Raw genomic sequence first — 25,367 nt, 5'->3', positions numbered from 1 at the left:
CAATATTTACTCTAATTCAAAGGTGACTGTTACGCTTCCGGGACCAACTGCGGCAGCAAGTCCAGCCGTATCATCGATGCGTCCGAGTTTTGTGTAACTGTAAGATGTCGGAAATGATTGATAGAAAAGCACCAGCGTATTAGAACCATAGATCATCAGGTCGCCCGAATTGATATTTCGGGGATTTGACGCACTGGTGGGTAAGTTGTTCGGGAAGCGGTACAGCTTTTCATTGCCATTTAACTCACTCATCGAAACGGTCATAGGCAATCTGGCTTTGAAAGCAGCTACCATCGCATTGTTAAGGAGCGTCGCAGTGAACTTTTTAGAACCGATTCTGATTTTAAGCTGACTGCTTGTCGTATCAATATGATTGCTGTCGTTGGTCTCCATATTCGTATCGGTAATTGTGACGTCATCCGTTTTACAGGCCAAACTTCCTGTTAAAAGCATGACGAGTCCAAAGAGGATAATTGGGTAATTTTTCATTTTCCTTCATTAAATGTAAGTTCTAAATTGTAGCGGTATCAATCACAAACCGGTATCGGGCTTTTTTATCAACAACCTGCTGCCAGGCGTCATTGATCTCTTCGGCTTTGATGATTTGTACTTGTGGGTAGATTTTGTTCTTCGCACAATAGTCCATCACTTCCTGAGTTTCGGGAATACCTCCAATAAGGGAGCCGTTGAAATTCACCCGGTTAAAAATCATATTGAAGTTATTGATCGTCAATTCACCATTTATCGGCTGACCAACCTGGGTAAAATAACCATAGGGTTTCACACAAGAAATGTAATTGGACATATCATATGTATAGGGAACGGTGGAAATCATAAAGTCCAACTTTCCAAACCATGGTTTTAGATCATCGGCGTCTTTCACTACAATTGCTTCTTTGGCCCCGAATGAGCGGATATCATCTAGCTTACTTTCCGATGTTGTAAAAGCGTAAACTTCGGCACCTTTTGAAACCGCCAGTTTGATAGCCAGATGCCCTAAACCACCAATACCAACCACGCCTATTTTATCGCCTTTTTTCATCCCAACTCTCATCAATGGGGAGTAAGTTGTAATACCGGCACAAAGTAATGGAGCGGCAAATTTTAGCTCCATTGATTCAGGGATTTTAATGACAAAATGCTCGGTTACAACGATGTTACTGGAATAGCCACCCTGAGTAATACCGCTTGGTGATGAATTTTCAGGACTGCCATATGTTCCGGTCATGCCCGTGGTTTCGCAGTGATGTTCTTCTCCTTTTCTGCAGCTTTCGCATTGCATACAGCTGTTGACCATACAACCAACACCGGCTTTATCTCCCACCTTGAATTTGGTAACGTTTTTTCCAACGGCAGTTACGATCCCGGCGATTTCATGACCAGGTACCTGCGGGTACTGCTGCGGCCCCCAATGGCCTTTAATGGTGTGAATGTCCGAATGACAGATACCCGAATATTTAATGTCGATCAAAATGTCATGATCTCCGAGAGGACGCCGCTCAAAATTCCAAAGTTGTAGTTTGCCTAGTTTGTTCGTTCCTGCGTATCCTTTCGATTTAATATTGCTACTCATACCTGTTTGGTTGGTTTGCGAAAAAAGCCGCGTAGGGTATGTAATTAACAGACCTGTTGTTGTCATAGCCGTTTGCTGAATGAATTGTCTTCTTGATGCCTTTTTCATTATTTCAGTTTTTTAAAGATTTCTAACATGATTTGCCCGTCTAGTGTGTTCATATCCACCAGTTTTAATACCTTCACCATTTTAAGTGTCGTTGTTTTATAATGCTGGAAGTGTGACGTTTTTAAATGTGACTGGTAGGCAGCGCTGTCGGCATATATTTCTATAATCCTGATCTGGGTTGGCTGCTCTTTGATGCTCATTGGAAAAATGGCAATTACTCCCGGTTCCTTTTCGACCGAAGCTGCCGCTTCTTCTTCCAGGATAGCGTTATAATCAGTCAGGAACTGTGGCAGGATTTCGATTTTTGAGATGCGCACTATCATGTCCCGTTCAATAACAACAGCCAACGGCTTCCCTATAATCTCTCTTAATGCATTTGCCTGGGTCCTGCTGACAAATTTTTCAATCAGCTGTGCAACTTCTACAAGTTGATTGTCAGTGATACCGGCATTGATACCCATTTTCACATGGGACTGTAATTGCGAACTAACGCCAGGCATTGCTGCAAGGGCTGAAATCGTCACAAGCTCCCGCTCTTGAAAGGTGAGTACCTCGCTTTCAAAAATGTCGGCAAACAGATGTTCTTTCAAAAATGCATCGATCCTGGGGGCAAATTCCCCAAATCCAGGTGCAGGCTTAAACTGAGGCATTTTGGTTAAAGCTTCCAAAACCTTCCTGCCTTGTTCGTACTTATCCTGAACACCGTCTTTTGAAACGGTTTGCTTTCCTTGCTTGTCATGGATGCCATTTGCCTTTCTTTTATCAATTTCAGTCATTAGCGTGCTGATCGCGTTCAGGCTCCTTGGAAAACCACAGTAGGCATACAGCTGCACAAGAATTTCCTTCGTTTCTTCAACTGTTAAACCAGCGTCCAGGCCGTTGCCAAGCTCAGTTGATAACCTTCCAAGATCCCCGGTCGCGGTTAATCCGGAAATAGCTACGATACTTTGCAGACGATCGTTTAGTACCTGTTTCTGAATTGTATTAGTTTGTGCTTTCATGGCAGTGGTGCCCAGCAGGAACACAAAAATGAATACTGTTGAGAGCAGTTTGTTTGGGTTTATTATCGCCATGTTTACTGCTTGTTGACAGCATTATATTCTTCTTCTGAGACCGGCTTAAGCCAAACTACATTAGCATCACCCTGGAAATTGGTTATCGCAATATGTGCCATTTGGGAAGTTGCAGCTGCCCCGTGCCAATGCTCGACGTTCTCTGGAATATTGATCACACCACCTTTTTTGGTGGGTTGGGCCGGTCTGCCTTTTTTCCGGTAAAAACCCGCCCCTCGTTTACGATTAGCACTTGCCCTTTGGGGTGGGTATGCCATCGGACCGACGCGGTTTGTCCTTGCCCCAGGTTCAAAGCTTACATTGCCAATCACAAAATCATTGTTTTTATCTCTTGCCAAAAGTGGCAACAGGTATGCGTCCCCTGTGAAATATCCGTTTGTTAATTTATCACCCTTGGCAAAAAGAGGGGCATTGCTATTGTCTGTCATTTTTGTAGGAGTTTTGGTTTGGCTATATACTGTGAACGGTAGCATAGCTCCGATCTGCAATGTGCAAATACTTGATTTAGTGATATGTTTCATTGCTGCACGAATTTGTTTTTCAATTTGTATAGCAAAGGTCGGTAGTAACACCCCGCCAATTTTTATACAGGTTACAGGTTTATTTACCAGTTTTACTGATCTGGGCATTTACATAATTTTCTACGTGATGACGTTACTATATTTGAGCTGTAAATCACCAGTATATGGAACAAGTAGAAAGGATAGACACTGTAAAGCAGTACAACAATTGGGTGGGAGCTGCTACGCTACACCCTTTGGTGAGTGTGGTCAATTTCAACGAAATACCGACTGTGCAGCATTTCAGACGCTATATGGGCGTCTATGCCGTATTCCTCAAAAATATCAAGTGCGGTGATATGATCTATGGCTGCCAGCCATACGACTATGATGACGGGACATTGGTCTTTGTGGCACCAGGGCAGGTTTATGGGATTGACAGCAAAGGAAAGTCAATAAAGCCGTCAGGCTATGCATTGGTTTTTCACCCTGATCTGCTTGCAGGTACCCATTTAGGGAAAATGATCAAGGAATATTCGTTCTTTTCCTACGAGGTGAATGAAGCGTTGCATGTATCAAAAAAGGAAAGGGAGACAATTGTTGATTGTTTTGAAAAGATCAGAGCCGAGATAGATCAAAATATCGACAAGCACAGTAAGACGCTGATTGTTTCCAATATCGAATTGTTTCTCAACTACTGTATGCGGTTTTATGACCGGCAGTTCATTACGCGCAGTAATGCGAACAAAGACATTCTGGTACGCTTTGAAGAATTACTCAAAGATTATTTCAAATCAGGAAAAGCCCAAACATTAGGCCTGCCAAGTGTAGCCTACTGTGCTGAAAGGCTCTATTTGTCCTCTAACTATTTTGGAGACCTCATTAAAAAAGAAACGGGAAACACGGCTTTGGATTTCATTCAATCAAAGTTGATTGAGGAAGCAAAAGTGAAAATATTCGAAGCCAATACCTCGTTTGGCGAGATTGCCTATCAGCTGGGATTTAAATATCAACAACATTTTACGCGTCTTTTTAAACAAAAAACCGGGGTTACGCCTAATGAATATAGGAGTCTAAACTAGCCGTTGCGGCTAGACTTCTGCCTATTTGAATAACGACCTATACATGTGTACTCCTGCTTTGAGCGATGGTTGCTGATGGGTCGGCAACAACTTTTGATTATATTTATGTACGCTCATGTCCATTCCTTTTTCGTCCCTTTTAATTCAAAATGCCACTTTTAAATTACAGTTTAGTAGTGTAAGCGGTAACTAACAATGCACCAAAAATGGAAATTAGGAATGCACCACCTTGGCAAATATACACGGGTTAATTTTGGGGTTCAAAAAAAGTCTTTCTGTTTTTCATTTGATAACTTTCCCCACTCATACTGATCACGTCGCATCGGTACAGTAATCGGTCTAACAAAGCCGTTGCCAGTACTTCATCATCCAGCATTTTGGCCCATTCAGTTGCCATTTTATTGGTTGTAATAATAAAACAGGTTTTCTCATAAAGCAGGTTGATGAAGTTAAACAATGAGACGGCCTGACTTTTTTCTACCGGAAAGAGCATGATATCATCAATGATAATCAGGTCAGCCTTTATAAGTATCTTATAATCAGCCAGAGAAGACCTTGTCAAGTCTTTCATCTTGAGTGTGCTTATTAACTCTTCCATCGTTTTAAGATAAGCTTTGTATCCATTTTCGATGGCGTCTGCACACAGACCGGCAGCCAGGAATGTTTTTCCTGTTCCCGAAGGTCCAAGCAGCATGAGATTAAATCCCTGATCCAGCCAGTTAAGTTCTCTTAGTTGATGTAGCCACTATTGTGTTTTTCGGCTGTGCTGATAATTTCATCAAGCCTGCGCTGCATGCCAGCTATTCTAAACTGCCGGCAGTAATCAATAATCTGTTCTTTTTTATCCATTGGACTGTTTGGTTTAAGGCCACCAGGATTTACTGGATCCTGGTGGTGATATACTGATTGCTACTTAATGTTTTTATGTGTCAAAAGATTTTGATAATCGTCGATAGAGCTTTTATCGGGCTGTATTAAAGCATTTTGTGGCACTTTTCCGTTTAGCGGGCGGTCCGCCGCGCGGTTTAACTGTATTATTTTTGGATATGCTCTTTTCTCTGGATTCCGATGATGCTTTTAAAGTCCGGTGCCCGGGCAATACGGTTTTCAAGACAGTAATTCAGCACCTGGCTCAAGGTCTGAGCATCCAGATCCGCTATGCCACTCCTGACCATAATCAGTTGATCGCGAACATAGCGGATTTTTTCAGACTTAATCATTTCGATCCGTTCCAGGGCTTTCTGCTGATCAGGGAACAAAGCTGCAACCTGGGTGATCATTTCATGAACAGCAATACTTTTATCCCTGTTATGGTCAGTATTGAGCACTTTTTGTCCTTTACCGGTGGCTGGGAGATTTAAATGTTGCATCTCTGGAATTGCAGGGACTGATCAAAAGTCTGGAAAACAAGGATGACGAAGCGATCAAAATCCTTATGATTGCCCGGAAAAAGGAACATGATCTTGGTTGCAGTGAGCCGCCATCGTATGCCCGCCCGGTTTTGATCAGTCTTGGTGAAGTATATCTGAAAGCCGGGAAGTATGATCTGGCTCTTAAGGCTTATCAGGATTTAGCCAAAAAACGTCCGAACAGCGCAAACCCGTTATGGGGGCCTTTATAAAGTATACAAGAAAAAGGGCCATGCGGAAAAAGTGAAGCAATATACTGCTGAGCTTGCTGAGGTGATCAAAGGAGGAGATAAATCGCTATATCCTTTATAGTATAACTCGTTCAGGTTAAGCAACCGATATTAAATTATTTTAAAATTATATAGAAAATACTTGAAGGTTAGCGATTAATAACATTACTTTGTCTATTGAATTAGTAGAGTATATATGATATGTTTTCATTTTTTCAACGATTTGAAACACTAACCGAATAAAATAACAGTGGTCTTTCAAATTTATTGTCTACTTAATTTATAGAACAAATCAATTTTTAATCAATACAAAAACAAAGCTCAAAGGAAGCCGCAAAAAAAGAACCGCCCTGCCGGACAATTCGATCTCGAACATCGAATCAGGCAGAGCGGAGTAGATTCAATCGTCTAAATTAAATCAATCAAATGTATGTATTTTATTACTTATGAGTCAAGGCCTCATTTTTCGCGAGGCCTTGTTTTTAAAGGGACCATAGCCGCTTTTGCTATGGTTTTGGTGTTTTTTCTTTTACAGGTTCCGGTTTTCGGTCAGTCGGCCAGCTCCGGCGATATTGTACTTACCGGAAAAGTAACGGATGAAAATAAAGAAGCTTTACCAGGCGTCAGCATCCGTGTCCATAATACGAGCCTGGGCGCTGTTTCAGATGTTGAAGGCAATTTCAGAATTACCCTTTCCAAAACCAATAAACTCCTAACGTTTTCCTTTATTGGATACAAAACACTGCAAATTAATTCGGGTAACAGAAGTACAATTAACGTTGAATTAGCCGCCGATCACAAATTATTAAATGAAGTTGTTGTCGTCGGATATGGTACGCAAGAGCGTAAAAATCTGATTGGTTCAATCAGTAAAATAGACCCTACGGAAACCAAAGGAATCCCAGCCGGTAGTTTTGATGCGCAGCTGCAAGGAAAAGTCGCCGGCGTTCAGATATCGAGCAGCACGGGTGTTCCGGGAGAAGCAATCAATATCCGGGTTCGCGGCGCGACCTCTATCAACGCAAGTAACGATCCGTTGTATGTTTTGGATGGCGTTTTTATAAACAGTACCAGCAATCAGACGTTCAGTACAGGCGGAAAAGCCACATCACCGATTGCCGATATCAATCCATCGGATATTGAAAGCATTGAGGTTTTAAAAGATGCAGAAGCCACAGCACTTTACGGTTCACGCGGAGCAAACGGCGTTATTATCGTTACAACGAAACGTGGTAATTTTGATCAGAAAGCAAAGATCAATTTCAGTACTTCACAAGGCTGGGCGAAGGCTGCCAAACTTTGGGATCTGACAACGGGCCCGGAACACGCAACGCTGGTAAATGAATGGTGGATTAATACCGGAAGAGATACGCCTTCTTTAAATCGCACCGAAGCCAATAAGCCTTTCCGCCCGGTTTCAGAAGGCGGACGTGGGTTGCCGGAAGAGCAGAAAACGTATGACCGTTTAAGTGAAGTTTTTCAAACGGCACATCTTCAAAATTACGATCTGTCGCTTAGCGGCGGTACAAAAACGACAAAGTATTACATCGGCGGTGGTTATAATGGCCAGGAATCAATTTTAAAACCGATTACTTTTCAAAGAGCAAGTTTCAAGGTTAATCTTGACCAGAAAGTTAACGATGCAGTCACGGTCGGCGTGAGCAATACCTTTTCACGCACATTCAGAAACCAGGCAAGGGCAGGGGACGGACCGGCTGGTGGGCTTCTTCAGGCGGCGCTTCATACGCCAACCTACCTTTCGCCAACAAATGAAAACGGTGAACTGGTGGGCCGCGCAGGTTTTGATAATACAACGCTTCTGTTAAAATATTACGATGTAAATTCGACAAGTCTTCGCTACATTGGTAATTTGTATGTAGAAGCGAATATTCTGCCCAATCTTAAATTCAGATCCAGTTTCGGAATCGATTATAACAATTACGATGAATCCGAATATTGGAATACCTACCTGATCGCAGGGAGTCCAAGCGGACTTGCTACTTCGAGCATCGGTCAGTATACCACCTGGATCAACGAGCAAACACTTTCTTATCGTAAAAATCTGGGAGCAAAAAGTTCTTTCGGGATTCTGGTAGGTAACACCTTACAAAGCTCTGTTTCTTCCCGTACAGCGGCGGAAGGACGCGGTTTTGCAAACAATTCTTTCACACAAATTTCCTCAGCGGCTGTTACAACAAGTTCTCAGAGTTGGAGTAAAAATACATTGACTTCCTTTTTTGCCAGAGCAGATTATAATTATGGCGGGAAATATCTTGTTGATGTAAGTGTTCGCGGAGATGCTTCCTCACGTTTTGGTAAGGACAATAAATGGGGTTATTTCCCGGCTGTTGGTGCAGCCTGGCGTATCAAACAGGAGGGTTTTCTGAAAGAAACCCGCGTGATCAGCGACCTGAAACTGAGAACCAGTTATGGTATCACCGGCAACCAGAACGGGATCGGGGATTTCGCAGCGCGTGGTCTTTGGGCTGGCGGATCTTCGTATGAAGGTTTGCCGGGAATCGCGCCGCAGCAGTTGGCGAATCCCAATTTGAAATGGGAAAAAACAAGCCAACTGAATGTAGGTCTTGACCTTGGTTTGTTTGACCAGAGAATTACTGTTGAACTAAACGCCTACCGGAAATATACTTCTGACGGTCTGTTGCAGGTATCCCTGCCGGGTACGAGTGGTTTTAATACCTATTGGAGTAACGCGGCCGAAATCAGCAACAAAGGATTTGAATTCAGTATACAAACGGCAAACATCCGGAAGTCTGATTTTACCTGGACGACCAATTTCAATGTGGCCAGAAACGTAAACAAGATTGAAAAGCTTGCCAATCCGCTCCGCTACGGAAGTCGTGATCTGATTTTACAGCAGCAAGGCTCACCGCTTTATTCTTTCTGGGTTTACAAACAGCTTTATGTTGATTCTCAAACAGGAAATACTGTTTATGAAGATGTGAATAAGGATGGCAAAATCACGGTGGATGACCGTCAGGTTTATGGAAGTATCTGGCCAAAATTCTTCGGCGGTATTACCAATAACTTCACTTACAAAGGAATTGATTTAGGTGTTTTTTTTGCTTTTCAATATGGAAACAAAATTTACAACCACAATAAATTCTTCGGGGAAGGTGGCGGAGCACGGGATGCGGCCAGGGTGATTTTTGCCAGCAATAATGACCGGTGGCAAAAGCCGGGGGATGTCACTGATGTGCCAAGACCGGATGGTGTAAACGTGAATAACTACCGTGACGGAGGCAGCCGCTGGCTGGAAGACGGTTCCTTTCTTCGTTTGCGTTCACTGAATCTTGGATACACGATACCAAAAACATTTACCAGCAAATTAAGAATTGAAACGCTCCGCCTGTTTTTGCAAGGTGCTAACCTGCTGACGTTTACAAAATATACAGGCCTTGATCCGGAATCAAGTGCAAGCAGCGCGGCCAACCAGCAGGGAATTGATTTGGGAACACCTCCGCAGCCTCGTTCGATCCAGGTTGGTTTGAACATCACGTTGTAATCAGCGAAGCAGAAATTATATAAAATTCTCAAAACAATGATGAGAAACATGAAACGAATTAATTATTTCCTTGCGCTGTCTCTGGGTTTATCGGTGCTGACATCCTGCGATTCTTTTCTGGATGTTGAGCCGAAAGCTTCCATCTCTGACGAGCAAACCATATTTGATAAGACTTCCGCAGAAACGGCTTTGCGTGGCGTTTATAATGCCGTTGCCAATTCCAGTTATTATGGTATTACCTTCCAGTCCATCGGATATTTGTCGGGAGATAATATCCAGTGGACCGGCTCACAGTCCCAGATACAGGAATTTATAAACCATAAAGTAAGCGCGGAAAATTCAACGATCAGCGGTGCATGGATCGCAATTTATGCCACCATCAACCGGGCTAATCAGGTTATTGCAAAAGTACCGGCCGTTACCGATGCAACTTTAACTGAGGCATTAAAAAATCCAATCGTGGGTGAAGCTTATTTCATCCGCGCACTTGCTTATTTCGATCTGGCCAGAACCTGGGGCGGTGTTCCGCTGATCACACAGCCAACCTCTACGCCCTCGGAAAATTCAGGAATCAAACGCAGTACGCAGGCTGAAACATACGCGCAGGTTTTGAAAGATCTTGATGCCGCCGAACCGCTTTTAGCAGAAACGGTCAACCGATATCACGCAACGCGAAAAACCGTTTGGGCTTTAAAATCGCGCTATTATCTGTATCAGAAAGACTGGGCGAAAGCGGAGGAGTATGCTACCAAAGTGATTTCAGATGCTACGAATTATAAACTGCTGACGCCATATAATGCGTTTTTCGCAAACAATGTACGCGGAACACAGGAATCTGTTTTTGAAATTTTCTATAACGGAACTTCCGAAATCAACGACCACCGCGGACAATGGCAGCCTCAGACGAATGGAGGAACCCGCCAGTGGGCTCCAAATGATGCTTTTGTAGCGCTTGTGAATGATCCGTTGAAAGGCGGTAACAGAAGTACGCTTGTGGCAAAAGATAACCAGTCGCGCTGGTATGGAAATCTGTATTACCGTTCGCCGGGTTCAGACCCTTCCTACGTCATTCGTATTGCTGAACTTTACCTGATCCGGGCGGAAGCACGTGCACAGCAATCAAAACTTACCGATGCCGGGGCGGATGTGAACGCGGTTCGCACAAGAGCTGGTCTGGCGGCAACGACTGCTGCTTCAAAAGATGAACTTCTCCTGGCGGTTGAAAATGAAAGAAAAATCGAGTTTGCATTGGAACCGCACCGCTGGTTTGATCTGGTACGTACGGGTCGTGCGGCAATTGTTTTAAGCATAACGGACCCAAATCGTTATCTGATGCCGATACCTTCTGTTCAGCTTCAGACGGACAAAGCTTTGGAACAAAATCCTGGATATTAATTCTTAAACCCTTAGTCTATGGCAACGTCAAATGTGTCAAATGGTGTGAATGTAAAGGAAGAAGCGGTTGAGAATTTTCAGTCGCAATGGAGCAATGCTGAAAAGGTGGCTTTCCGGATATCCTTTATCTATTTCTTTTTGCTGGCCGTTCCGCTGGATTGGAAATATTATAAAACAGTATTTTCAATCAACTGGCTGGATCTTCATTATGGTGATTTTTTCAATCCGGCTCATTATTTACCCGGTTTTTTTGCAGAGAATTCCTTCCTGAATTTAGCAATTTTACTGGTTATTGCGATAATCGGTGGCCTGATTTGGGGACTGATTGGAAAAGAAAAAAAGGAATATAACGCGTTGTATTATTGGATCCGGGTTATTGTCCGTTACCGGCTTGCGCTGGGGTTGATTGCTTATGGTCTGATCAAATTTTTCCCGCTTCAATCGCCGCTTCCTTCGATCAGTAATCTGAACACGCAGTATGGCGATTTTTCTGACTGGAAGATATTTGCGCTGACTTTAGGCGTTGTTCCGGGATATCAGTCTTTCCTGGGTCTTGTGGAAATTCTTGGCGGACTTTTGCTTTTAAACAGAAGAACAACTTCGATCGCAACACTGATCATTATTCCCTTTACCGGAAACGTATTCATGTCAAATCTTGCTTATGGAGGCGGCGAGGCTGTTTACAGTTTTTATCTGATTTTGCTCGCTCTGTTTTTGTTTGCTTTTGATGCACCAAGATTTTACAGTTTGCTGACCCTGGAAAAACCAACAATTCCTAACCGCTTCCATCCAACTTTTCAATTGAAATGGCAGCAGTATGGCAGACTAGGCCTGAAAGTGTTTTTCATTTTCTTCTTTGTAATCCTGTTTGGTTTTAAAACAAGAAATGGGTATCACAACGATCCTTACCAATACCCAAAAGCACCAGGGCTGACCAACGCTGCGGGGATTTATAATGTGGCAGAATTCAAGATTAATAATCAGGCAGTGCCCTATTCGCCTGTTGACCCGGTGCGCTGGAAAGATGTTGTTTTTGAAAACTGGGCAACACTGAGTATCCGCTCAAATAAACCAGTCATTATTGATTCGACAAATGTTGAGGAGATCAATGAAAACGACAAAGACCGGGTGTACGAGTTTCTGGGTTCTGCGGGAAGGCATTATTACAGCTACAAAATTGACCCGGCAGCGCAGGTACTGAATCTTGAAAACAGAAACAAGAATTATCCTGCTGACAAATTCCAGCTGCATTACAACCGGCCGGATTCTGCAACGATTATTCTTTTCGGAATAAACAGCGACCGCGATTCTGTTTTTGTACGTCTTGAAAAAATTAACAAGAAGTATTTGCAGACGGAAATCAGGAAACTTGGAAGAAGAGGAAGTCCGAAACTTTGAAATGAAACTGTTCGAAATTAAAATATAAAACAACATTCATTATGTCAATTTCAACTAGTAATTCGGCAGATGTAGCAGAAGACACCGCTGGCGTTATCAGCTTAGCCAGTGAAGCTGCTTTGGCCGGGAAGCAATGGCCGGAGTGGCAAAAAATCCTGTTTCGGGTAGCATTTGTTTTCTTTGTCAGTATTTCCCTGCCCTGGAATCCGGAGTGGTATAAGGTTGTGTTTTCGATAGACTGGACAAATCTGCATTACCGCGATCCGTACGATGTGGCCCGGTTTGGCTCAGGTCTTGAAATTTTTGGCCGGACGCTTTTTGGAAGTGGTTTGAACGGTTATGCAACCTACGTGATCACACTTATTTTCGCAATTGCCGTAGCTGCAATCTGGACAGTAGCCGTTAAACTTCTGAAAAAAGATCCGCAGAATTATATCAAATTAAATTATTGGCTGCGTACCATTGTGCGTTACCGGGCAGGAATTGGTATCATCGGTTTTGGGTTTACCAAACTGCTGCCTACACAAATGCCATATCCATCTCTGGGGCTTTTAAATACCGATTTTGGTGATTTTACCTTGCAGAAAATTTACTGGTTGTCTGTCGGAATCGTTCCATGGTACCAGGTTTTTGCAGGTGTTGTTGAAATTGCGGGCGGCGTATTATTGTTTTTCAGGAAGACGACTTTTCTGGGAGCCATACTTCTTTTTGGAGCGTTGGGCGATATCGTTTATGTAAATTTTGCATATGACGGAGGCGTGCATGTGTATAGTTCTTACTTTGTGATTTTGACGGCATTTCTGATGGTCCAGGATATTCCTCGTTTGTATAATCTGTTTATTCTCGAACGCTATACAGTACCGGTTAACTATTACCCAACCTTTACCGAGGCCTGGCAGAAATATGCAAGAATTGGTATCAAATCGGCTGTAATTGGCATTTTTCTATTTTTGTTTTTCTATCTGTCACTGGTCAATTTTCTTTATGATCCGTACAAACAACCATCTACGGCGGGGATCAAAGAGCTTCGTGGGAATTATAACGTAACCGAATTCCGCATCAATAATAAGGTGATTCCTTACTCGCCGCAGGATACGGTAAGATGGCAATGGGCAACTTTTGAAAAATGGACATCGCTGACTTTTAAAGTTAATAAACCTACACTACTCGATCTTTCCAACGGGGGAGGTTCGCCGATGAAAGACATCAGCAGGACATTCGAGCTTACTGGCACAGGTGGTGGACAAAGGGTTTTTCACTATTACGGTGATCCGGTTGAGCATGTTCTTTATTTACAGGATAAATTTAAAGCGCCATCGGGACGGGAACTGGGTGCACGTGATGCGACGGATCTTTCAGGCGGTGCTCCAAAACCGAAAAAGAAGAAACTTAAACCGGAGGATGAACCCGATCCAAACTGGATCAGCAAGGCGGCATGGGTTAACATTGGTGATGAGGTCAAAAAAATCGATGAACGTGCTGCGTCAACGCGCCGCGACCGGGAATTTGCCGAAGCACCTAAAAATGAAAAGCGCAACCGGATGATTTTGACTTATCAGACTACGGATGGTTCTCGTGTCATTTTGAGAGGAATTGACCAGAACAAAGATTCTCTTTATGTGGTGCTGGACCGGGTTAATAAAAATTATGTTTTGCCAAAAAGTACGCTTGACGCAGGGAAATATGACTAAATCCACAGTGAAAATCGGAGCGGTTTGTCTTTTTTTTTCAATATCGTTGACTTCATTACAAAGCCCGACTATCCGTAAAAACGGTGGTCAGGCTGATACGCTTGATTATCCCAGGACTTTTGGTTTTGGCAGAGCGGCCACGCTGAAAGAAATTGCGTTACTGGATACGGACGTCCGCCCTGATGGGAAAGGTCTTCCGGCGGGTTTTGGAAAAGCTTCCGAAGGTAAACTGGTTTATGCGGCAAAATGTTCAGGTTGTCACGGCGCTACCGGCATTGAAGGTCCGAGCGATCAGCTGGTAACCATAAAAAATCCGACCGATCCAAAAGTAAAAGCAAGAAATAAAACGATTGGAAATTACTGGCCTTATGCCACGACGGTTTTTGATTATATCAAACGGGCCATGCCTTTTAATCAGCCGGGTTCGCTGACCGATCAGGAAGTATACAATCTGACTGCTTTTCTGCTGCATGAAAATGGCCTGATAAAAGCTGACGATATTGTCAATGCCAAAACGCTACCCAAAGTGGTAATTCCTGCACGCGATTTTTTCGTGCCTGATGATCGTAAGGACGGTCCGGAAATCCGTTAGCAAACCTTTAAAAAATCAATCACTTTTATGCCTGATCAAAAGGGAGATAAACCGCTGACAACGGAGAAAAAGATAAGCCGCAGAACCCTTCTTGGAGGTGCTGCAACGGCTGCTGTGGTTTTGGCTCAAACAGCTTCGGGGAAAACTTTCCAGGCCGCGCTGACAAAATCTGAATTGCATTTAATTGAAGATCCGACCAAGGTTCCGGGCGTTCCGCCTGGAACTTTGGGAACAAGATCGCCTTTTGAAAAACCTGTCAAAGCCCCTTCTGATATTTCGTCCAGAACACCGTTGCAGGATTTGTTTGGCACAATAACGCCTTCGGATCTTCATTTTGAAAGAAATCATAACGGAGTACCGGCAATCGATCCCGCAAAATATGAGCTGGTAATCCACGGCATGGTGAACAAGCCAATGGTTTTCACGCTGACGGATTTAAAACGTTTTCCATCCGTTTCGCGAATTGCATTTCTGGAATGTTCCGGCAACTACCGGGGCGCTGCGGATGGAAAAGTTACCCCGCAGCAGATATGCGGACTGACCAGCCAGAGCGAATGGACGGGCGTAAAACTTTCCACTTTATTTCGGGAAGTAGGGGTTAGTCCAAAATCAACCTGGTTTTTAGCGGAGGGCGGTGATGCGGCGGTAATGACAAGAAGTGTTCCGATAGAAAAAGGTTGGGAAGATGCTATTATCTGTTACGCGCAAAACGGAGAGGCGATCCGGCCAGAACAAGGATATCCGGTGCGTTTATTTCTACCGGGATGGGAGGGGAATATTAACGTAAAATGGCTGAGAAGAATTGAATTGTCAGACCAGCCGTTCCAAACCCGGCAGGAAACGTCAAAATATACCGAAGCCATTGGTGGTGGAAAAATCCGCCAGTTTAGTTTTACTATCGATGCAAGATCGATTATTACCTATCCGTCCTATCCGCAGAAAGTTGAAAAAGGCTGGATTGAAATTCGTGGTATCGCATGGAGTGGGAGGGGGAAAGTGGTTCGTGTGGAGGTTAGTACGGACGCTGGGAAAACCTGGAAACCAGCTGAATTGCAGGATCCGGTGATGGATAAAGCCCATACTGCTTTCCGTTATTTATGGAACTGGAATGGGCAGCCAACAGAAATTCTCAGCAGAACGGTGGATGAAACCGGGTATGTTCAGCCGTTTTTAAAAGATTTGCTGGCAGCCCGTGGCGGCAATATGGGCTATCATTACAATCCGGTTACAGCCTGGTATATTCAAAATGACGGGCAGGTTTTGTTTAAAGCAACTTAATTGATTCAGCAGGTTTTTATTCGGTGCGTTACAATAATGATATAAATGAGAAATACTCAATATGACGCAGTGGTTGTAGGCTCCGGCCCTAATGGTTTTGCGGCAGCCATTACACTTCAAATGGCAGGCCTTTCTGTGTTACTGGTTGAGGGACGGGATACCATTGGGGGCGGCATGCGCACGTCGGAGTTAACGCTTCCCGGCTATCACCATGATGTCTGTTCCGCTGTGCATCCGATGGCAGCCATTTCTCCTTTTTTTACGTCGATCCCACTTAAGGAACATGGGCTTTCGTTAATTGAGCCAACCTATGCAGCAGCGCATCCGTTTGATGACGGCACGGTTGCCTTGCTGAAAAATTCACTGGAAGATACAGCCGCTGGTCTTGGTGAAGACCGTGAAGCTTACCTTTCTTTGATAAAAAATTCCGTAAGGGATTTACCCAAACTTTTACCTGACATCCTTGGGCCTTTTCCTATCCCCAGATATCCGCTTGCACTGGCATCATTTGGTCTAAAAGCTTTGCCTCCTATTGGCTGGACAGCCAATAGGTTTAAAACAAAACAGGCACGTGGATTATGGGCCGGTATTGCTGCTCATGCGGTTCAGCCTTTTAATAATATTGCATCCTCGGCAATCGGGCTGGTGATGACCTCGGCAGCGCATATCGGTGGTTGGCCAATCGTGGAAGGCGGTTCTCAATCCTTAGCTAATGCGCTGGCGTCTTATTTTCTTTCATTGGGAGGGAAAATTCAGACTGGTGTTTTTGTGAAATCCATCGACGAACTCCCATCTGCGAAAGCAGTTCTTTTTGATGTTGGGCCGAAACAACTTATCGGGATTGCCGGCGAAAGGCTGGGAACTTCCTACATCAACAGACTGAAAAAGTTTAAATATGGCATGGGTGTTTTTAAGATGGATTGGGCTCTGAGTGAACCGATTCCTTTCACTGCCAAAAGTGCATCCGGAGCAGGAACGGTACATCTTGGCAATACTTTTGAAGAGATCGCTTACAGTGAAAAAATCACTTCAGAGGGCAAACATGCCGACAAACCCTATGTACTGTTATCTCAGCCAAGTCTGTTTGATAAAACCCGGGCACCTGAGGGAAAACACACGGCCTGGGCCTATTGTCATGTTCCAAATGGCTCCCAGGTTGATATGACTGATATTATTGAAAACCAGATCGAACGCTTTGCGCCGGGTTTCAAAGAAATAATCCTGAAACGGAGTACGCTGAACGCAGTGCAAATGCAGGATTATAATCCAAATTATATTGGCGGCGATGTTAACGGCGGACTTCAAAATCTGGCACAGTTATACAGTCGTCCGGTTTTAAGCTTATCTCCTTACCGGACTCCTGCAAAAGGAATTTATTTATGTTCAGCATCGACACCTCCGGGTGGAGGTGTGCATGGTTTATGCGGATACCATGCGGCGCAACAAGTGCTGAAAGACTTGTTTGGAAACAATAATTAGTACTTCTTTTGCGATTCAAAAATATTCCTGAAAGCATTTTCCTACATTCAAATATGATATCAAAAAAAGCAAAATACGCACTGAAAGCACTTAAATTTTTAGCGGAGCGATATGACAAGGGACTGGTTCTTATTGCAGAAATCGCTGAAAAGGAAAGAATTCCCAAGAAATTTTTAGAAACCATATTGCTGGATTTGCGTAATCATGGTGTCTTGCAAAGTCAGAAAGGGAAAAACGGCGGATACATGCTGCGTATCCCGCCAGAGGAAGTTAGTTTTTCAAAAGTGCTGAGGATTATTGATGGTCCTATTGCCCCGACTTTATGCGTTTCAACATTCTTTTACGGAAAATGTGACGATTGTCAGGATGAAGTATCTTGTAGCCTCAGGAGCGCATTAGCAAAATGGCGGGATGCAAATTTGTCGGTTCTCGATAATACCACGCTGGCTGATCTTTTGGTTGCCGAAAATGACCACATTATTGGCATTTAGATTTTTAACGGTTATTCGTACAATGTACCTTCCATAACAATTACCGATGAGCCATTGATCCAGATGCTATCCGTTTTGACCTCAAATTGAATAACAGACGGGCGGTTTAATTTTTCACCTTGCAGTATTTGATAAACCGTATCCTGAAGAATACGATTTTTTTGAAATAAAAAGCCTGCCAATGGCCCGGCGGCACTGCCGGTTGCAGGATCTTCGTCAATGCCAATTCCCGGATTGAAAAACCTTGCCTGGGCAAGATAGTCGGGATTCTGATCGGAAATTGTAAAACAATATACACCCTCAAAATCATATTTTTTGGACGCTTCGATTAGTAACCGTTTATCAGGAATAGCCTTGTTTAGTGCTTCCGGATTGCTCAGAGGTACCATTAAATGCGTTACCTCTGTTTTTACGACAGCCGGAGCCAAATCATCTTTCAAAATATCATCTTCCGTTAAGTTTAAAGCTTGGGCCATAATTTTTGGCTCAATATAGGAAAGCACGGTGGCTGGATTTTGCCTCATACCGACAAAAGGAAGTCCGTCTTCCGTATAACGAAGCAAAAGTTTCATCACTTCATCCTTCATCAATACAAACCGCTCGTTTCCCTGTTCACGAAATATATCAAGGTTAGTCAGAAGCGCCACACATACCGCTCCTAACAGGTTATGCCCGGCTCCGTTTACCTCAAAACCCGTGGGTGTAAACGAACGTACTTTTAATGCTTTATCTATTTTTGAATAGTAAATAAATGAAGTTTCAGAATAACCAAACTCTCTTGAAATCTTCTCGTAAACCGGCAATTCAAGATCTGAATCAGTTAAAACAACTGAGAGTTGATTGCCGCGATATTTTTCATTTGTAAAAACATCAACGACATAATATTTTAGAGTTCTCATTTTGGGTGGGTTTTGAGAAGATAAAATCGGGTCACACGGCAGTTAAAAGAGATCCGGGCTCATAGCTGCGTTTATCACAACAATCATAAATATTGGACCCATTGATGCGATGCTAGTGGTTATTTATCAACGTGTTAAAAGGCCTGCGTCCAGTACAAATTGTGATCCGGTAACATAACGGGCTTTGTCAGAAACCAGATAAATCACGGCGTTGGCAACGTCTTCCGGCTCAATCCATGGAAAGGGCAAGAGGTTGCCTGCCGATGCCCCGGCAATTTCCTGCGGTGTTTTTCCTTCCAACGCGGCCAGTCCATCATTCATAGGGGTATTTACACCAGTCGCGTGAACGGAATTTACCCGGATATTGTGAGGTGCCAGTTCAATGGCCCAGGATTTGGTTAGTCCCACCAGTCCCCATTTGGAAGCTGCATAATGGCTTAACCGGTTCATGCCCCGAAGTCCAGCGACAGAAGAATTATTGACAATATTGCCTGATTTTTGTTTGATCATAACCGGAATCACATGCCGGGCAGCGAGCCAGGCACCTTTGAGATTGATGTCGATCATGGCATCCCATTCTTCCTCCGCAAGCTCATGAGCCAGCCCGTAGGCACATATGCCTGCATTATTAAAGAGAATATCAATACGGCCAAGTTGGGAAATCGTTTCATATACTGCGTTTTTTATCGCTGAATCAATACTTATATCACCCTGGAAAATAAGGCACTTAACACCCGTTTGCTGAACCTCCGCCTGGAGAGATAGCAGATCATCCAGTGACCCAAGTTCATAACCCGGATAGGAAAGTGGGCCGCCAATATCGAAAGCCACAATATGTACACCTTCCTTTGCAAGGGCGTGGGCGGTAGCACGGCCCTGACCATGGGCTGCACCGGTTATAAAAGCCACTTTATCTGTTAATGACATAATTCATGCGGTCTGGTGTTTGGACAGATAAGGTGTCAGATATTCGTCAATTTTAGTGTGTATAACGTTGTTGAAAATGTTGGTAGCGATCATAATTCCGGCAAAAGCGGTGAAGACAACGATCTCTTCGTCAGAATACTTTTCCCGGATTGGATCATATATTTCATCGGCAACAAATCCTTTTTGCTGCGCAATTGCTGCGCCGAAAGTTAATAGCTGCTGCTCATCTTCTGTGATGACAAGAGCCTCCGGATTTTCTCCTGATTCGATAATTGCTTTTCTAAAATAAGTACTGCATAACGGGCAATCCGATGCCTTTGAAACAGACCACGCAAATAGCGTCGCAAGTCTGGTGCCCGTTAATCTTTTTAGTTCTTCAAATAAAGGATACCACTGCATATACACGTTGAAGGCGGTTGGGGAGTGTCCCAGCGTGGCCTTCATATTCGTGATCTTGGTGTTGTAAACCGTTTTGTGCTGAATAAATGCTATTTTAATTTCAGTGGATTGTTCATTTGTTTCGAGTGGTGCTATTCTCGGCATAAGTGATTGATTATTTTTGAGTTATAGTAATATTGTCTATTTATTTATGATAGATTTTCAATGGATTATGGCTTCTTTTCATGGTTGTAAATCCTATTTATCCAGCTCAACCGCCTGCACTTGTACATCCCAATGCCCGTCCAGAATCTCAAATCTTCGTTGTTCTTCTTTTTTAAGTTTTTCGGCGTCCGGATAAAGTGCTTTTTTGTAAGGTGTCGTTAAATTGGGATCAAATGCCGCCTGAATATTTTTAAAAACCAGCGTCACCCGGTAGTCCCAACGGCTATCTTCTGTGGAATGCAGCCGTGGTTTTTCTGCTTTAATAGAAATTATATCTCCTTTTTCCAGTGCTTTCTTTAAGAGCGGATAGTGATTTTTTTTAAATAAATCGATGAATTCGTCGGCATAACCCCATTTGGCTTTGTAGTAACCTTCAACTGTAAAAGTTTGATCAGTGTTGTTTTGCTGGGCCGAAGCCTGGCCAACTGTGGCGATGAAAATCAGTGCGAAAAGTGTAAAGCGATGGATCATACGGAATTAGTTTTAAAGGTGATTTGAAAAATCAAATATCACAATTTAATCTATAAAGTCTATGGATTATGAGTAATTATTCATTTTCATAATTTTTTTCTGATCAATTCGGGTTATAGAATTGTTTAAGATCATATTTCTGGCGCGTAGTTCAGAAATTAAAATAGGTATAAATCTTAAGAGAACAGCACTAAAAGATAATTGATATCATAAAACGTATCATTCTCTCATTCAGTTAGTGAAATCGTTTCGATATTCACCATAAAATATTCAGAAACAATTTGCTTCCACATCTGCTTTTAAATACATTTACCTATTAAATCTATAATAGAAATAGACTTTATTTTGAAATCAAAAATACTTTTAATATCAACCTTGCTTGTCAGTACTATTTCATTGGCACAAAACAAGCCAGTACCGGTTACGATCGAAGGAACAGTTCCGCGTTGAATCGGGTTTTGTTTACCTTCAAAAATTCGAGGATAAAATTTTTCATTCTATTGATTCGGTAACGATTCAAAAAGGAAAGTTTTCTTTTAAATCGCCGGTCATTGTTCCTGAGCTTTATGGGTTGACGATAGATAGTAAAAAAACTCCGTTATATGTTTTTCTGGAAAATACCAATGCCGTAAAAGTGACGCTGGATACTGCTTCCAATTATAAAAACAGCGTAGTTTCTGGCTCGCCCGGTCAGGATCTTTTTGAAAAATATAAGAAAACGCCGGATGTTAAAATTGACGAATTCATTAAACAAAACCCTTCTTCTGTTGTATCAGCTTATGTACTTTACAGGAACTTTGCTTACCGGCTGACGCCTGAGGAAATTAACCAGAATATCCATTTATTAAGTCCTTCACTTCAAAGTACGCCTTATGTCAATACACTGCGAAAATTAATAACCACGCTTGACAAGGTATCATTAGGTAAACAGGCAATTGATTTTACAGCTACTGACCCGCAAGGGAAATTTGTGAAACTTTCGGATCATTTCGGGAAATATTTGCTGATCGATTTCTGGGCTGCCTGGTGTGGTCCCTGCCGTAAAGAAAATCCCAATCTGGTAAATGCTTATCAAAAATATAAAGACAAAGGATTTGAGGTTTTCGGAGTTTCGCTGGACAAAAGCAAGGAAAACTGGCTGAGAGCAATTGAGAAAGACGGCCTTGTGTGGATTCAGGTTTCGGATTTGAAATACTGGCACAGTGAGCCCGCAGAACTTTATGGGGTGAGAGCAATTCCTGCAAATTTTCTTTTGGATCCAACAGGAAAAATCATCGGCAAAAATCTGAGAGGAGAGGAACTCCATAAAAAGCTTGAAGAACTTTTAGGAAATCAGCCAGCGACCGGCTCAAAAAGTTCTAAATGATTTTTGATATTTAATTCAATGTCCAACGATATGCCCCGAAGTTACGATGAAGTGGACAGCTATCATATCCACATCTATCTTCAGCCTGATCAGTCACCGGCTGCCCGCCAGTTACGTACATGGATATCCGAACGTTTTTATGTTGAGCTCGGTACCTGGCATGACGGCCCTTTTGGGTCCAATACCCTGCCATCGTATTATGTTGGTTTTCGAAAAGAAGTTCTTCCCAGCCTGCTTCCATGGATTATTTTGAACAGACGCGGACTGAATATACTTATCCATCCAAACACGGATAGTCCACTGGACGATCACACAACTAATGCACTTTGGCTTGGCACGGCACAAGACGTAAATACCAATAATCTGCCGCATTCGCTCAAAGCAATCGGGTTGCCTTTAAAAACAATCAATCCCAATACTTACCCTCATCTGATTGATTTTTAAATTTTACGAAAATATTTATGAGTTTAAGAATCATGATAATACACAAATAGTATGAATATATATTAGAAACTATCGCTGGCGGTGGGCGCTCTGGCACTATTCGGAACTGAGCTAACACTGGCTCAAAATGCAGGAGGAACAGGCTCAAAACCCGCCACCGAATTTACCAGAAAGAGAAACGAAGCCATTTACAGTCAGCTGAATTTTGCCGATACACTGGATTTTATTGAAGCCAGAAAAGGGTTTATCGCTACACTTGACAGTGGAATCATCCGGGGTGCCGCCGGACAAACCGTGGTTAACCTGTACGATTATGACTTTTTAAAAGGCACAGCACCAGCATCAGTAAATCCTGCGCTGTGGAGATAAGCGAAGCTTAGCTGCGCTTGATCTTATACGTAAATTTGTGGGAAACAAGCCCTTGGTGGCTGCAATAGCTACCAGCAGACATGTGATGCAGGACGGAAAGAGCAAGCACCCAAGTACTGTTAGAGCATGATCACTGATGACCATCTGATTTTTGTTCAATAACCATTGTTCTTATGTCGACGATCCTTTTTTTACAAAAAAGAGGTAATAGTAATTCAGCTTGCCTGGCTGGTGAAATTTTTAGCAAACCTCAGCAGGTAACGTGTTGTTTTGGTTGGAGACCATGCTAATCGACAACTTGTTATGCTGTTTGTATTCCTGTAATAATCCTTGTAGCTCTTCCATTTTCATCTTGTTAAGAAATTAAACGGCACCAACTTAGCTTAATTTTCTTTTGCGAAATTAAATATCAATTAATATGGCTTGATAAAACGAGGGTTTATTGCCCGATAATTTCCTTCCGGTGTTCTTTTCCCCAATCTGTCAGATTGTTAATTATGGTCTGCAGCGTTTTGCCGTGTTTGGTGAGTTCATACTGAACAGTTACCGGGTGTGTGTTTAAAACTGTTCGTTCGACCAGTTTGTTTATTTCCAGTTCCTTTAATTCCTTGCTCAGCATTTTGTTGGAAATGCCGGCTACATCATTCAAAATGTCTGAAAATCTTCTTTTGTTGTAATGGCAGATCGATGAGATGATATAGATCTTCCATTTCCCGCTCAGGACGTCCATGGCATCATGGACAGCCATCATTTCTTTTTTGCGATCCGTCTGAAATTCTGGTTTGCACTCCATAGGTTACTTTGTTACTTGAAAGTTACTGTTACTTTTTGAAACAAAGTTACTAAAATATATCTATCTGATCTAACTTTGCAGCTCAATATTAATTAAATAGAAAAATGAGTAAACTAATCAACAAAGTAGCCATAGTTACAGGTGCATCAAAAGGAATAGGTGCATCTATTGCTAAATATTTTGCGGCAGAGGGAGCGAAGGTTGTTGTAAATTATGCATCGGGCAAAGAAGGTGCAGACAAAGTTGTAAAATCGATAATTGATAGTGGCGGGACAGCAATTTCCGTGCAGGGTGATGTGTCAAAAGAAGCTGATATAATCAGACTTTTTGAAGAAACAAAAAATGCTTTCGGCACACTGGATATTTTGGTAAACAATGCGGGCATTTACCAGTATGCTCCAATTGAACTCGTATCCGCAGAATCTATCCATCAGCATTTCAACATCAATGTTTTGGGGTCTGTACTGGCAATCCGCGAAGCTGTAAAACTGTTTGGCGATAAAGGCGGAAATATCATCAATATCAGTTCTGGCGCAAGTAATACGCCTTTGGCCACAGGCTCGGTATATTCTGCAACCAAAGCGGCCTTAGATGCCGTTACGATCTCTTTATCAAAGGAATTTAGCGGAAAAAATATTCGTATCAATTCTATTTTGCCCGGCATAGTAGAAACAGAAGGTTCGCATAGTGCGGGCTTTATCGGTAGCGATTTTGAAGCAAAATTAGTTGCCAGTACGCCACTTGGCCGCACGGGACAACCCGAAGATATTGCAAAAGTAGCCGTATTTCTTGCTTCTGACGATTCGGCGTGGATCACGGGAGAGAAGATCTCCGTTTCTGGCGGTATTTACGGTATTTAAATTTTCATAAATTTAAGATTGAACAAAAAATGACCAAATTAAAAAACAAAGTAGCCGTAATCACAGGCGGCAATAGCGGTATTGGATTCGGTATTGCAGAAGCATTCAGAAAGGAAGGTGCAGTTGGCGCTATTACCGGAAGAAACGAGGCGACATTAGACCTTTCTGCGGACGCGTTGGGTACAAATTTTATCGGCATTAAAGGTGATGTCACCAGTATGAATGATCTGGAAAATATATTCAAAAAAACCGCTGATAAATTTGGAAAGATCGATGTCTTAGTAGTCAATGCAGGCGGTATTGTGGACGGTGTGCCAATGGCTGCGATAAACGACGTTACGGAAGAACATTATGACCGTTACATGGATCTGAATTTGAAAAGTGCCTACTTCTCTGTACAAAAATCGCTTTCCTATTTAAATGACGGTGCTTCCATCATACTTATTGGGTCGAGCGCTGCACATCGTGCCGCACCGGGGATGGCTATCTATGGAGCAGCAAAAGCGGCTATCATATCATTGGCAAAAGGCTTGTCACTGGATTTGTTGTCAAGAAGAATACGGGTTAATGCACTTTCGCCAGGTTCTATTGATACCCCTGTTTTTGGAAAAATTGTACCGCAGGAACAACTGGAACAGGTAAAACAAATTTGGATAGATATTACACCTGCAGGCAGACAAGGACTTCCGTCTGACATTGGAAAGGCTGCTGTATTTTTAGCATCTGAGGACTCGGCTTTTATAGTTGGTACCGAAATTCTATCGGATGGCGGGCTCACCAATATCAGTCTGATGAAATAATTTTCATCAATAA

Annotated in this window: 26 protein-coding genes; 15 read left to right on the top strand and 11 right to left on the bottom strand. The window is 42.8% G+C overall.

The window, feature by feature from the left end; genetic code table 11:
- Positions 1-6: 6 nt before the first annotated feature.
- From FDK13_RS07390 to FDK13_RS07375, 4 genes are read right to left on the bottom strand one after another with little or no spacing between them, the layout of a single operon-like run.
- Positions 7-489 carry a cyclophilin-like fold protein gene (locus tag FDK13_RS07390; RefSeq protein WP_137339360.1) on the bottom strand — a complete coding sequence of 161 codons (483 nt, stop codon included), beginning with the start codon at positions 487-489 and terminating at the stop codon, positions 7-9.
- 22 nt (positions 490-511) lie between these two features.
- Entirely contained in the window at positions 512-1,681 is a 1,170-nt protein-coding gene (locus FDK13_RS07385) for an NAD(P)-dependent alcohol dehydrogenase (RefSeq protein WP_137339359.1), read from the bottom strand.
- Positions 1,681-2,754, bottom strand: a complete 1,074-nt coding sequence (locus FDK13_RS07380; RefSeq protein WP_137339358.1) for a carboxymuconolactone decarboxylase family protein — start codon at positions 2,752-2,754, stop codon at positions 1,681-1,683. Before FDK13_RS07380 ends, FDK13_RS07385 begins: the two co-directional genes overlap by 1 nt.
- Positions 2,755-2,756: 2 nt before the next feature.
- Positions 2,757-3,383: a cupin domain-containing protein gene (locus tag FDK13_RS07375; protein WP_220417336.1), complete on the bottom strand. Its 627-nt coding sequence runs from the start codon at positions 3,381-3,383 to the stop codon at positions 2,757-2,759.
- 56 nt (positions 3,384-3,439) lie between these two features.
- On the opposite strand from FDK13_RS07375, the gene FDK13_RS07370 reads away from it, so the two are divergent.
- On the top strand, positions 3,440-4,336 hold the full coding sequence (locus tag FDK13_RS07370; protein WP_137339357.1) for a helix-turn-helix domain-containing protein: 897 nt from the start codon (positions 3,440-3,442) through the stop codon (positions 4,334-4,336).
- A gap of 247 nt (positions 4,337-4,583) precedes the next feature.
- Here the strand turns inward: FDK13_RS07370 and FDK13_RS07365 are convergent, their stop codons facing one another.
- On the bottom strand, positions 4,584-5,030 hold the full coding sequence (locus tag FDK13_RS07365; protein ID WP_137339356.1) for an ATP-binding protein: 447 nt from the start codon (positions 5,028-5,030) through the stop codon (positions 4,584-4,586).
- Between the two features lie 340 nt (positions 5,031-5,370).
- The gene (locus FDK13_RS07360) at positions 5,371-5,706 is read right to left on the bottom strand and encodes a hypothetical protein (protein WP_137339355.1); all 336 of its coding nucleotides are present in this window, start codon (positions 5,704-5,706) and stop codon (positions 5,371-5,373) included.
- A gap of 8 nt (positions 5,707-5,714) precedes the next feature.
- Between FDK13_RS07360 and FDK13_RS07355 the strand changes: the two genes are divergently transcribed.
- The 9 genes from FDK13_RS07355 (at position 5,715) to FDK13_RS07315 (ending at position 17,822) form a co-directional block, all read left to right on the top strand.
- Complete coding sequence (locus FDK13_RS07355; RefSeq protein ID WP_137339354.1) at positions 5,715-5,957, top strand: tetratricopeptide repeat protein; 243 nt, start codon at positions 5,715-5,717, stop codon at positions 5,955-5,957.
- Between the two features lie 448 nt (positions 5,958-6,405).
- A complete protein-coding gene (locus FDK13_RS07350; RefSeq protein WP_229215942.1) occupies positions 6,406-9,498 on the top strand; it encodes a SusC/RagA family TonB-linked outer membrane protein in 3,093 nt (1,030 codons plus the stop codon).
- A 48-nt stretch (positions 9,499-9,546) separates the two neighbouring features.
- Positions 9,547-10,893, top strand: coding sequence for a RagB/SusD family nutrient uptake outer membrane protein (locus FDK13_RS07345; RefSeq protein WP_137339353.1), 1,347 nt, complete (start codon positions 9,547-9,549; stop codon positions 10,891-10,893).
- Between the two features lie 18 nt (positions 10,894-10,911).
- Positions 10,912-12,291: a DoxX family protein gene (locus tag FDK13_RS07340; protein ID WP_229215941.1), complete on the top strand. Its 1,380-nt coding sequence runs from the start codon at positions 10,912-10,914 to the stop codon at positions 12,289-12,291.
- A gap of 41 nt (positions 12,292-12,332) precedes the next feature.
- Positions 12,333-13,982, top strand: coding sequence for a hypothetical protein (locus FDK13_RS07335; protein ID WP_229215940.1), 1,650 nt, complete (start codon positions 12,333-12,335; stop codon positions 13,980-13,982).
- Positions 13,975-14,574, top strand: a complete 600-nt coding sequence (locus FDK13_RS07330) for a c-type cytochrome (protein ID WP_137339352.1) — start codon at positions 13,975-13,977, stop codon at positions 14,572-14,574. The genes FDK13_RS07335 and FDK13_RS07330 overlap by 8 nt, the downstream gene beginning before the upstream one ends.
- Before the next feature lie 27 nt (positions 14,575-14,601).
- A complete protein-coding gene (soxC, locus tag FDK13_RS07325; protein ID WP_137339351.1) occupies positions 14,602-15,852 on the top strand; it encodes a sulfite dehydrogenase in 1,251 nt (416 codons plus the stop codon).
- A 45-nt stretch (positions 15,853-15,897) separates the two neighbouring features.
- Positions 15,898-17,331 (top strand): phytoene desaturase family protein, encoded by a 1,434-nt coding sequence (locus FDK13_RS07320; RefSeq protein ID WP_137339350.1) that lies wholly within the window; start codon positions 15,898-15,900, stop codon positions 17,329-17,331.
- Between the two features lie 53 nt (positions 17,332-17,384).
- On the top strand, positions 17,385-17,822 hold the full coding sequence (locus tag FDK13_RS07315) for an RrF2 family transcriptional regulator (RefSeq protein WP_137339349.1): 438 nt from the start codon (positions 17,385-17,387) through the stop codon (positions 17,820-17,822).
- 11 nt (positions 17,823-17,833) lie between these two features.
- Here FDK13_RS07315 and FDK13_RS07310 read toward each other — a convergent pair whose 3' ends face one another.
- The 4 genes from FDK13_RS07310 to FDK13_RS07295 form a co-directional block, all read right to left on the bottom strand.
- Positions 17,834-18,721, bottom strand: coding sequence for a PhzF family protein (locus FDK13_RS07310; protein WP_137339348.1), 888 nt, complete (start codon positions 18,719-18,721; stop codon positions 17,834-17,836).
- 126 nt (positions 18,722-18,847) lie between these two features.
- Positions 18,848-19,648, bottom strand: a complete 801-nt coding sequence (locus FDK13_RS07305) for a mycofactocin-coupled SDR family oxidoreductase (protein ID WP_137339347.1) — start codon at positions 19,646-19,648, stop codon at positions 18,848-18,850.
- A gap of 3 nt (positions 19,649-19,651) precedes the next feature.
- Positions 19,652-20,191: a carboxymuconolactone decarboxylase family protein gene (locus FDK13_RS07300; protein ID WP_137339346.1), complete on the bottom strand. Its 540-nt coding sequence runs from the start codon at positions 20,189-20,191 to the stop codon at positions 19,652-19,654.
- Between the two features lie 93 nt (positions 20,192-20,284).
- Positions 20,285-20,722 carry a hypothetical protein gene (locus FDK13_RS07295; protein WP_137339345.1) on the bottom strand — a complete coding sequence of 146 codons (438 nt, stop codon included), beginning with the start codon at positions 20,720-20,722 and terminating at the stop codon, positions 20,285-20,287.
- A gap of 379 nt (positions 20,723-21,101) precedes the next feature.
- Between FDK13_RS07295 and FDK13_RS07290 the strand changes: the two genes are divergently transcribed.
- The 3 genes from FDK13_RS07290 (at position 21,102) to FDK13_RS07280 (ending at position 22,901) form a co-directional block, all read left to right on the top strand.
- Entirely contained in the window at positions 21,102-22,088 is a 987-nt protein-coding gene (locus FDK13_RS07290) for a TlpA disulfide reductase family protein (protein ID WP_220417335.1), read from the top strand.
- A gap of 30 nt (positions 22,089-22,118) precedes the next feature.
- Positions 22,119-22,532, top strand: coding sequence for a DOPA 4,5-dioxygenase family protein (locus FDK13_RS07285; RefSeq protein ID WP_170982738.1), 414 nt, complete (start codon positions 22,119-22,121; stop codon positions 22,530-22,532).
- A gap of 81 nt (positions 22,533-22,613) precedes the next feature.
- Positions 22,614-22,901, top strand: a complete 288-nt coding sequence (locus tag FDK13_RS07280; RefSeq protein ID WP_137339343.1) for a hypothetical protein — start codon at positions 22,614-22,616, stop codon at positions 22,899-22,901.
- A 439-nt stretch (positions 22,902-23,340) separates the two neighbouring features.
- Here FDK13_RS07280 and FDK13_RS07275 read toward each other — a convergent pair whose 3' ends face one another.
- A complete protein-coding gene (locus FDK13_RS07275; protein ID WP_137339342.1) occupies positions 23,341-23,694 on the bottom strand; it encodes a winged helix-turn-helix transcriptional regulator in 354 nt (117 codons plus the stop codon).
- Positions 23,695-23,798: 104 nt separating this feature from the next.
- Here FDK13_RS07275 and FDK13_RS07270 point away from each other — a divergent pair, with 104 nt between their 5' ends.
- Positions 23,799-24,554, top strand: a complete 756-nt coding sequence (locus FDK13_RS07270; protein WP_137339341.1) for an SDR family NAD(P)-dependent oxidoreductase — start codon at positions 23,799-23,801, stop codon at positions 24,552-24,554.
- A 29-nt stretch (positions 24,555-24,583) separates the two neighbouring features.
- The gene (locus FDK13_RS07265; RefSeq protein WP_137339340.1) at positions 24,584-25,354 is read left to right on the top strand and encodes an SDR family oxidoreductase; all 771 of its coding nucleotides are present in this window, start codon (positions 24,584-24,586) and stop codon (positions 25,352-25,354) included.
- The last annotated feature ends 13 nt before the right edge of the window (positions 25,355-25,367 follow it).

The sequence above is a fragment of the Dyadobacter frigoris genome, assembly GCF_005280585.1.
Taxonomy (GTDB): Bacteria; Bacteroidota; Bacteroidia; order Cytophagales; family Spirosomataceae; genus Dyadobacter; species Dyadobacter frigoris.
The sequence above is the reverse complement of the archived record's forward strand: the minus strand, read 5'-3'. Positions and strand labels throughout refer to the sequence as shown.

Coding starts and splice junctions, on each gene's coding strand:
- FDK13_RS07390 (WP_137339360.1), bottom strand. CDS start 489: ATGAAAAATTACCCAATTATCCTCTTTGGACTCGTCATGCTTTTAACA.
- FDK13_RS07385 (WP_137339359.1), bottom strand. CDS start 1,681: ATGAAAAAGGCATCAAGAAGACAATTCATTCAGCAAACGGCTATGACA.
- FDK13_RS07380 (WP_137339358.1), bottom strand. CDS start 2,754: ATGGCGATAATAAACCCAAACAAACTGCTCTCAACAGTATTCATTTTT.
- FDK13_RS07375 (WP_220417336.1), bottom strand. CDS start 3,383: ATGCCCAGATCAGTAAAACTGGTAAATAAACCTGTAACCTGTATAAAA.
- FDK13_RS07370 (WP_137339357.1), top strand. CDS start 3,440: ATGGAACAAGTAGAAAGGATAGACACTGTAAAGCAGTACAACAATTGG.
- FDK13_RS07365 (WP_137339356.1), bottom strand. CDS start 5,030: ATGCTGCTTGGACCTTCGGGAACAGGAAAAACATTCCTGGCTGCCGGT.
- FDK13_RS07360 (WP_137339355.1), bottom strand. CDS start 5,706: ATGCAACATTTAAATCTCCCAGCCACCGGTAAAGGACAAAAAGTGCTC.
- FDK13_RS07350 (WP_229215942.1), top strand. CDS start 6,406: ATGTATTTTATTACTTATGAGTCAAGGCCTCATTTTTCGCGAGGCCTT.
- FDK13_RS07345 (WP_137339353.1), top strand. CDS start 9,547: ATGAAACGAATTAATTATTTCCTTGCGCTGTCTCTGGGTTTATCGGTG.
- FDK13_RS07340 (WP_229215941.1), top strand. CDS start 10,912: ATGGCAACGTCAAATGTGTCAAATGGTGTGAATGTAAAGGAAGAAGCG.
- FDK13_RS07335 (WP_229215940.1), top strand. CDS start 12,333: ATGTCAATTTCAACTAGTAATTCGGCAGATGTAGCAGAAGACACCGCT.
- FDK13_RS07330 (WP_137339352.1), top strand. CDS start 13,975: ATGACTAAATCCACAGTGAAAATCGGAGCGGTTTGTCTTTTTTTTTCA.
- soxC (WP_137339351.1), top strand. CDS start 14,602: ATGCCTGATCAAAAGGGAGATAAACCGCTGACAACGGAGAAAAAGATA.
- FDK13_RS07320 (WP_137339350.1), top strand. CDS start 15,898: ATGAGAAATACTCAATATGACGCAGTGGTTGTAGGCTCCGGCCCTAAT.
- FDK13_RS07315 (WP_137339349.1), top strand. CDS start 17,385: ATGATATCAAAAAAAGCAAAATACGCACTGAAAGCACTTAAATTTTTA.
- FDK13_RS07310 (WP_137339348.1), bottom strand. CDS start 18,721: ATGAGAACTCTAAAATATTATGTCGTTGATGTTTTTACAAATGAAAAA.
- FDK13_RS07305 (WP_137339347.1), bottom strand. CDS start 19,648: ATGTCATTAACAGATAAAGTGGCTTTTATAACCGGTGCAGCCCATGGT.
- FDK13_RS07300 (WP_137339346.1), bottom strand. CDS start 20,191: ATGCCGAGAATAGCACCACTCGAAACAAATGAACAATCCACTGAAATT.
- FDK13_RS07295 (WP_137339345.1), bottom strand. CDS start 20,722: ATGATCCATCGCTTTACACTTTTCGCACTGATTTTCATCGCCACAGTT.
- FDK13_RS07285 (WP_170982738.1), top strand. CDS start 22,119: ATGCCCCGAAGTTACGATGAAGTGGACAGCTATCATATCCACATCTAT.
- FDK13_RS07275 (WP_137339342.1), bottom strand. CDS start 23,694: ATGGAGTGCAAACCAGAATTTCAGACGGATCGCAAAAAAGAAATGATG.
- FDK13_RS07270 (WP_137339341.1), top strand. CDS start 23,799: ATGAGTAAACTAATCAACAAAGTAGCCATAGTTACAGGTGCATCAAAA.
- FDK13_RS07265 (WP_137339340.1), top strand. CDS start 24,584: ATGACCAAATTAAAAAACAAAGTAGCCGTAATCACAGGCGGCAATAGC.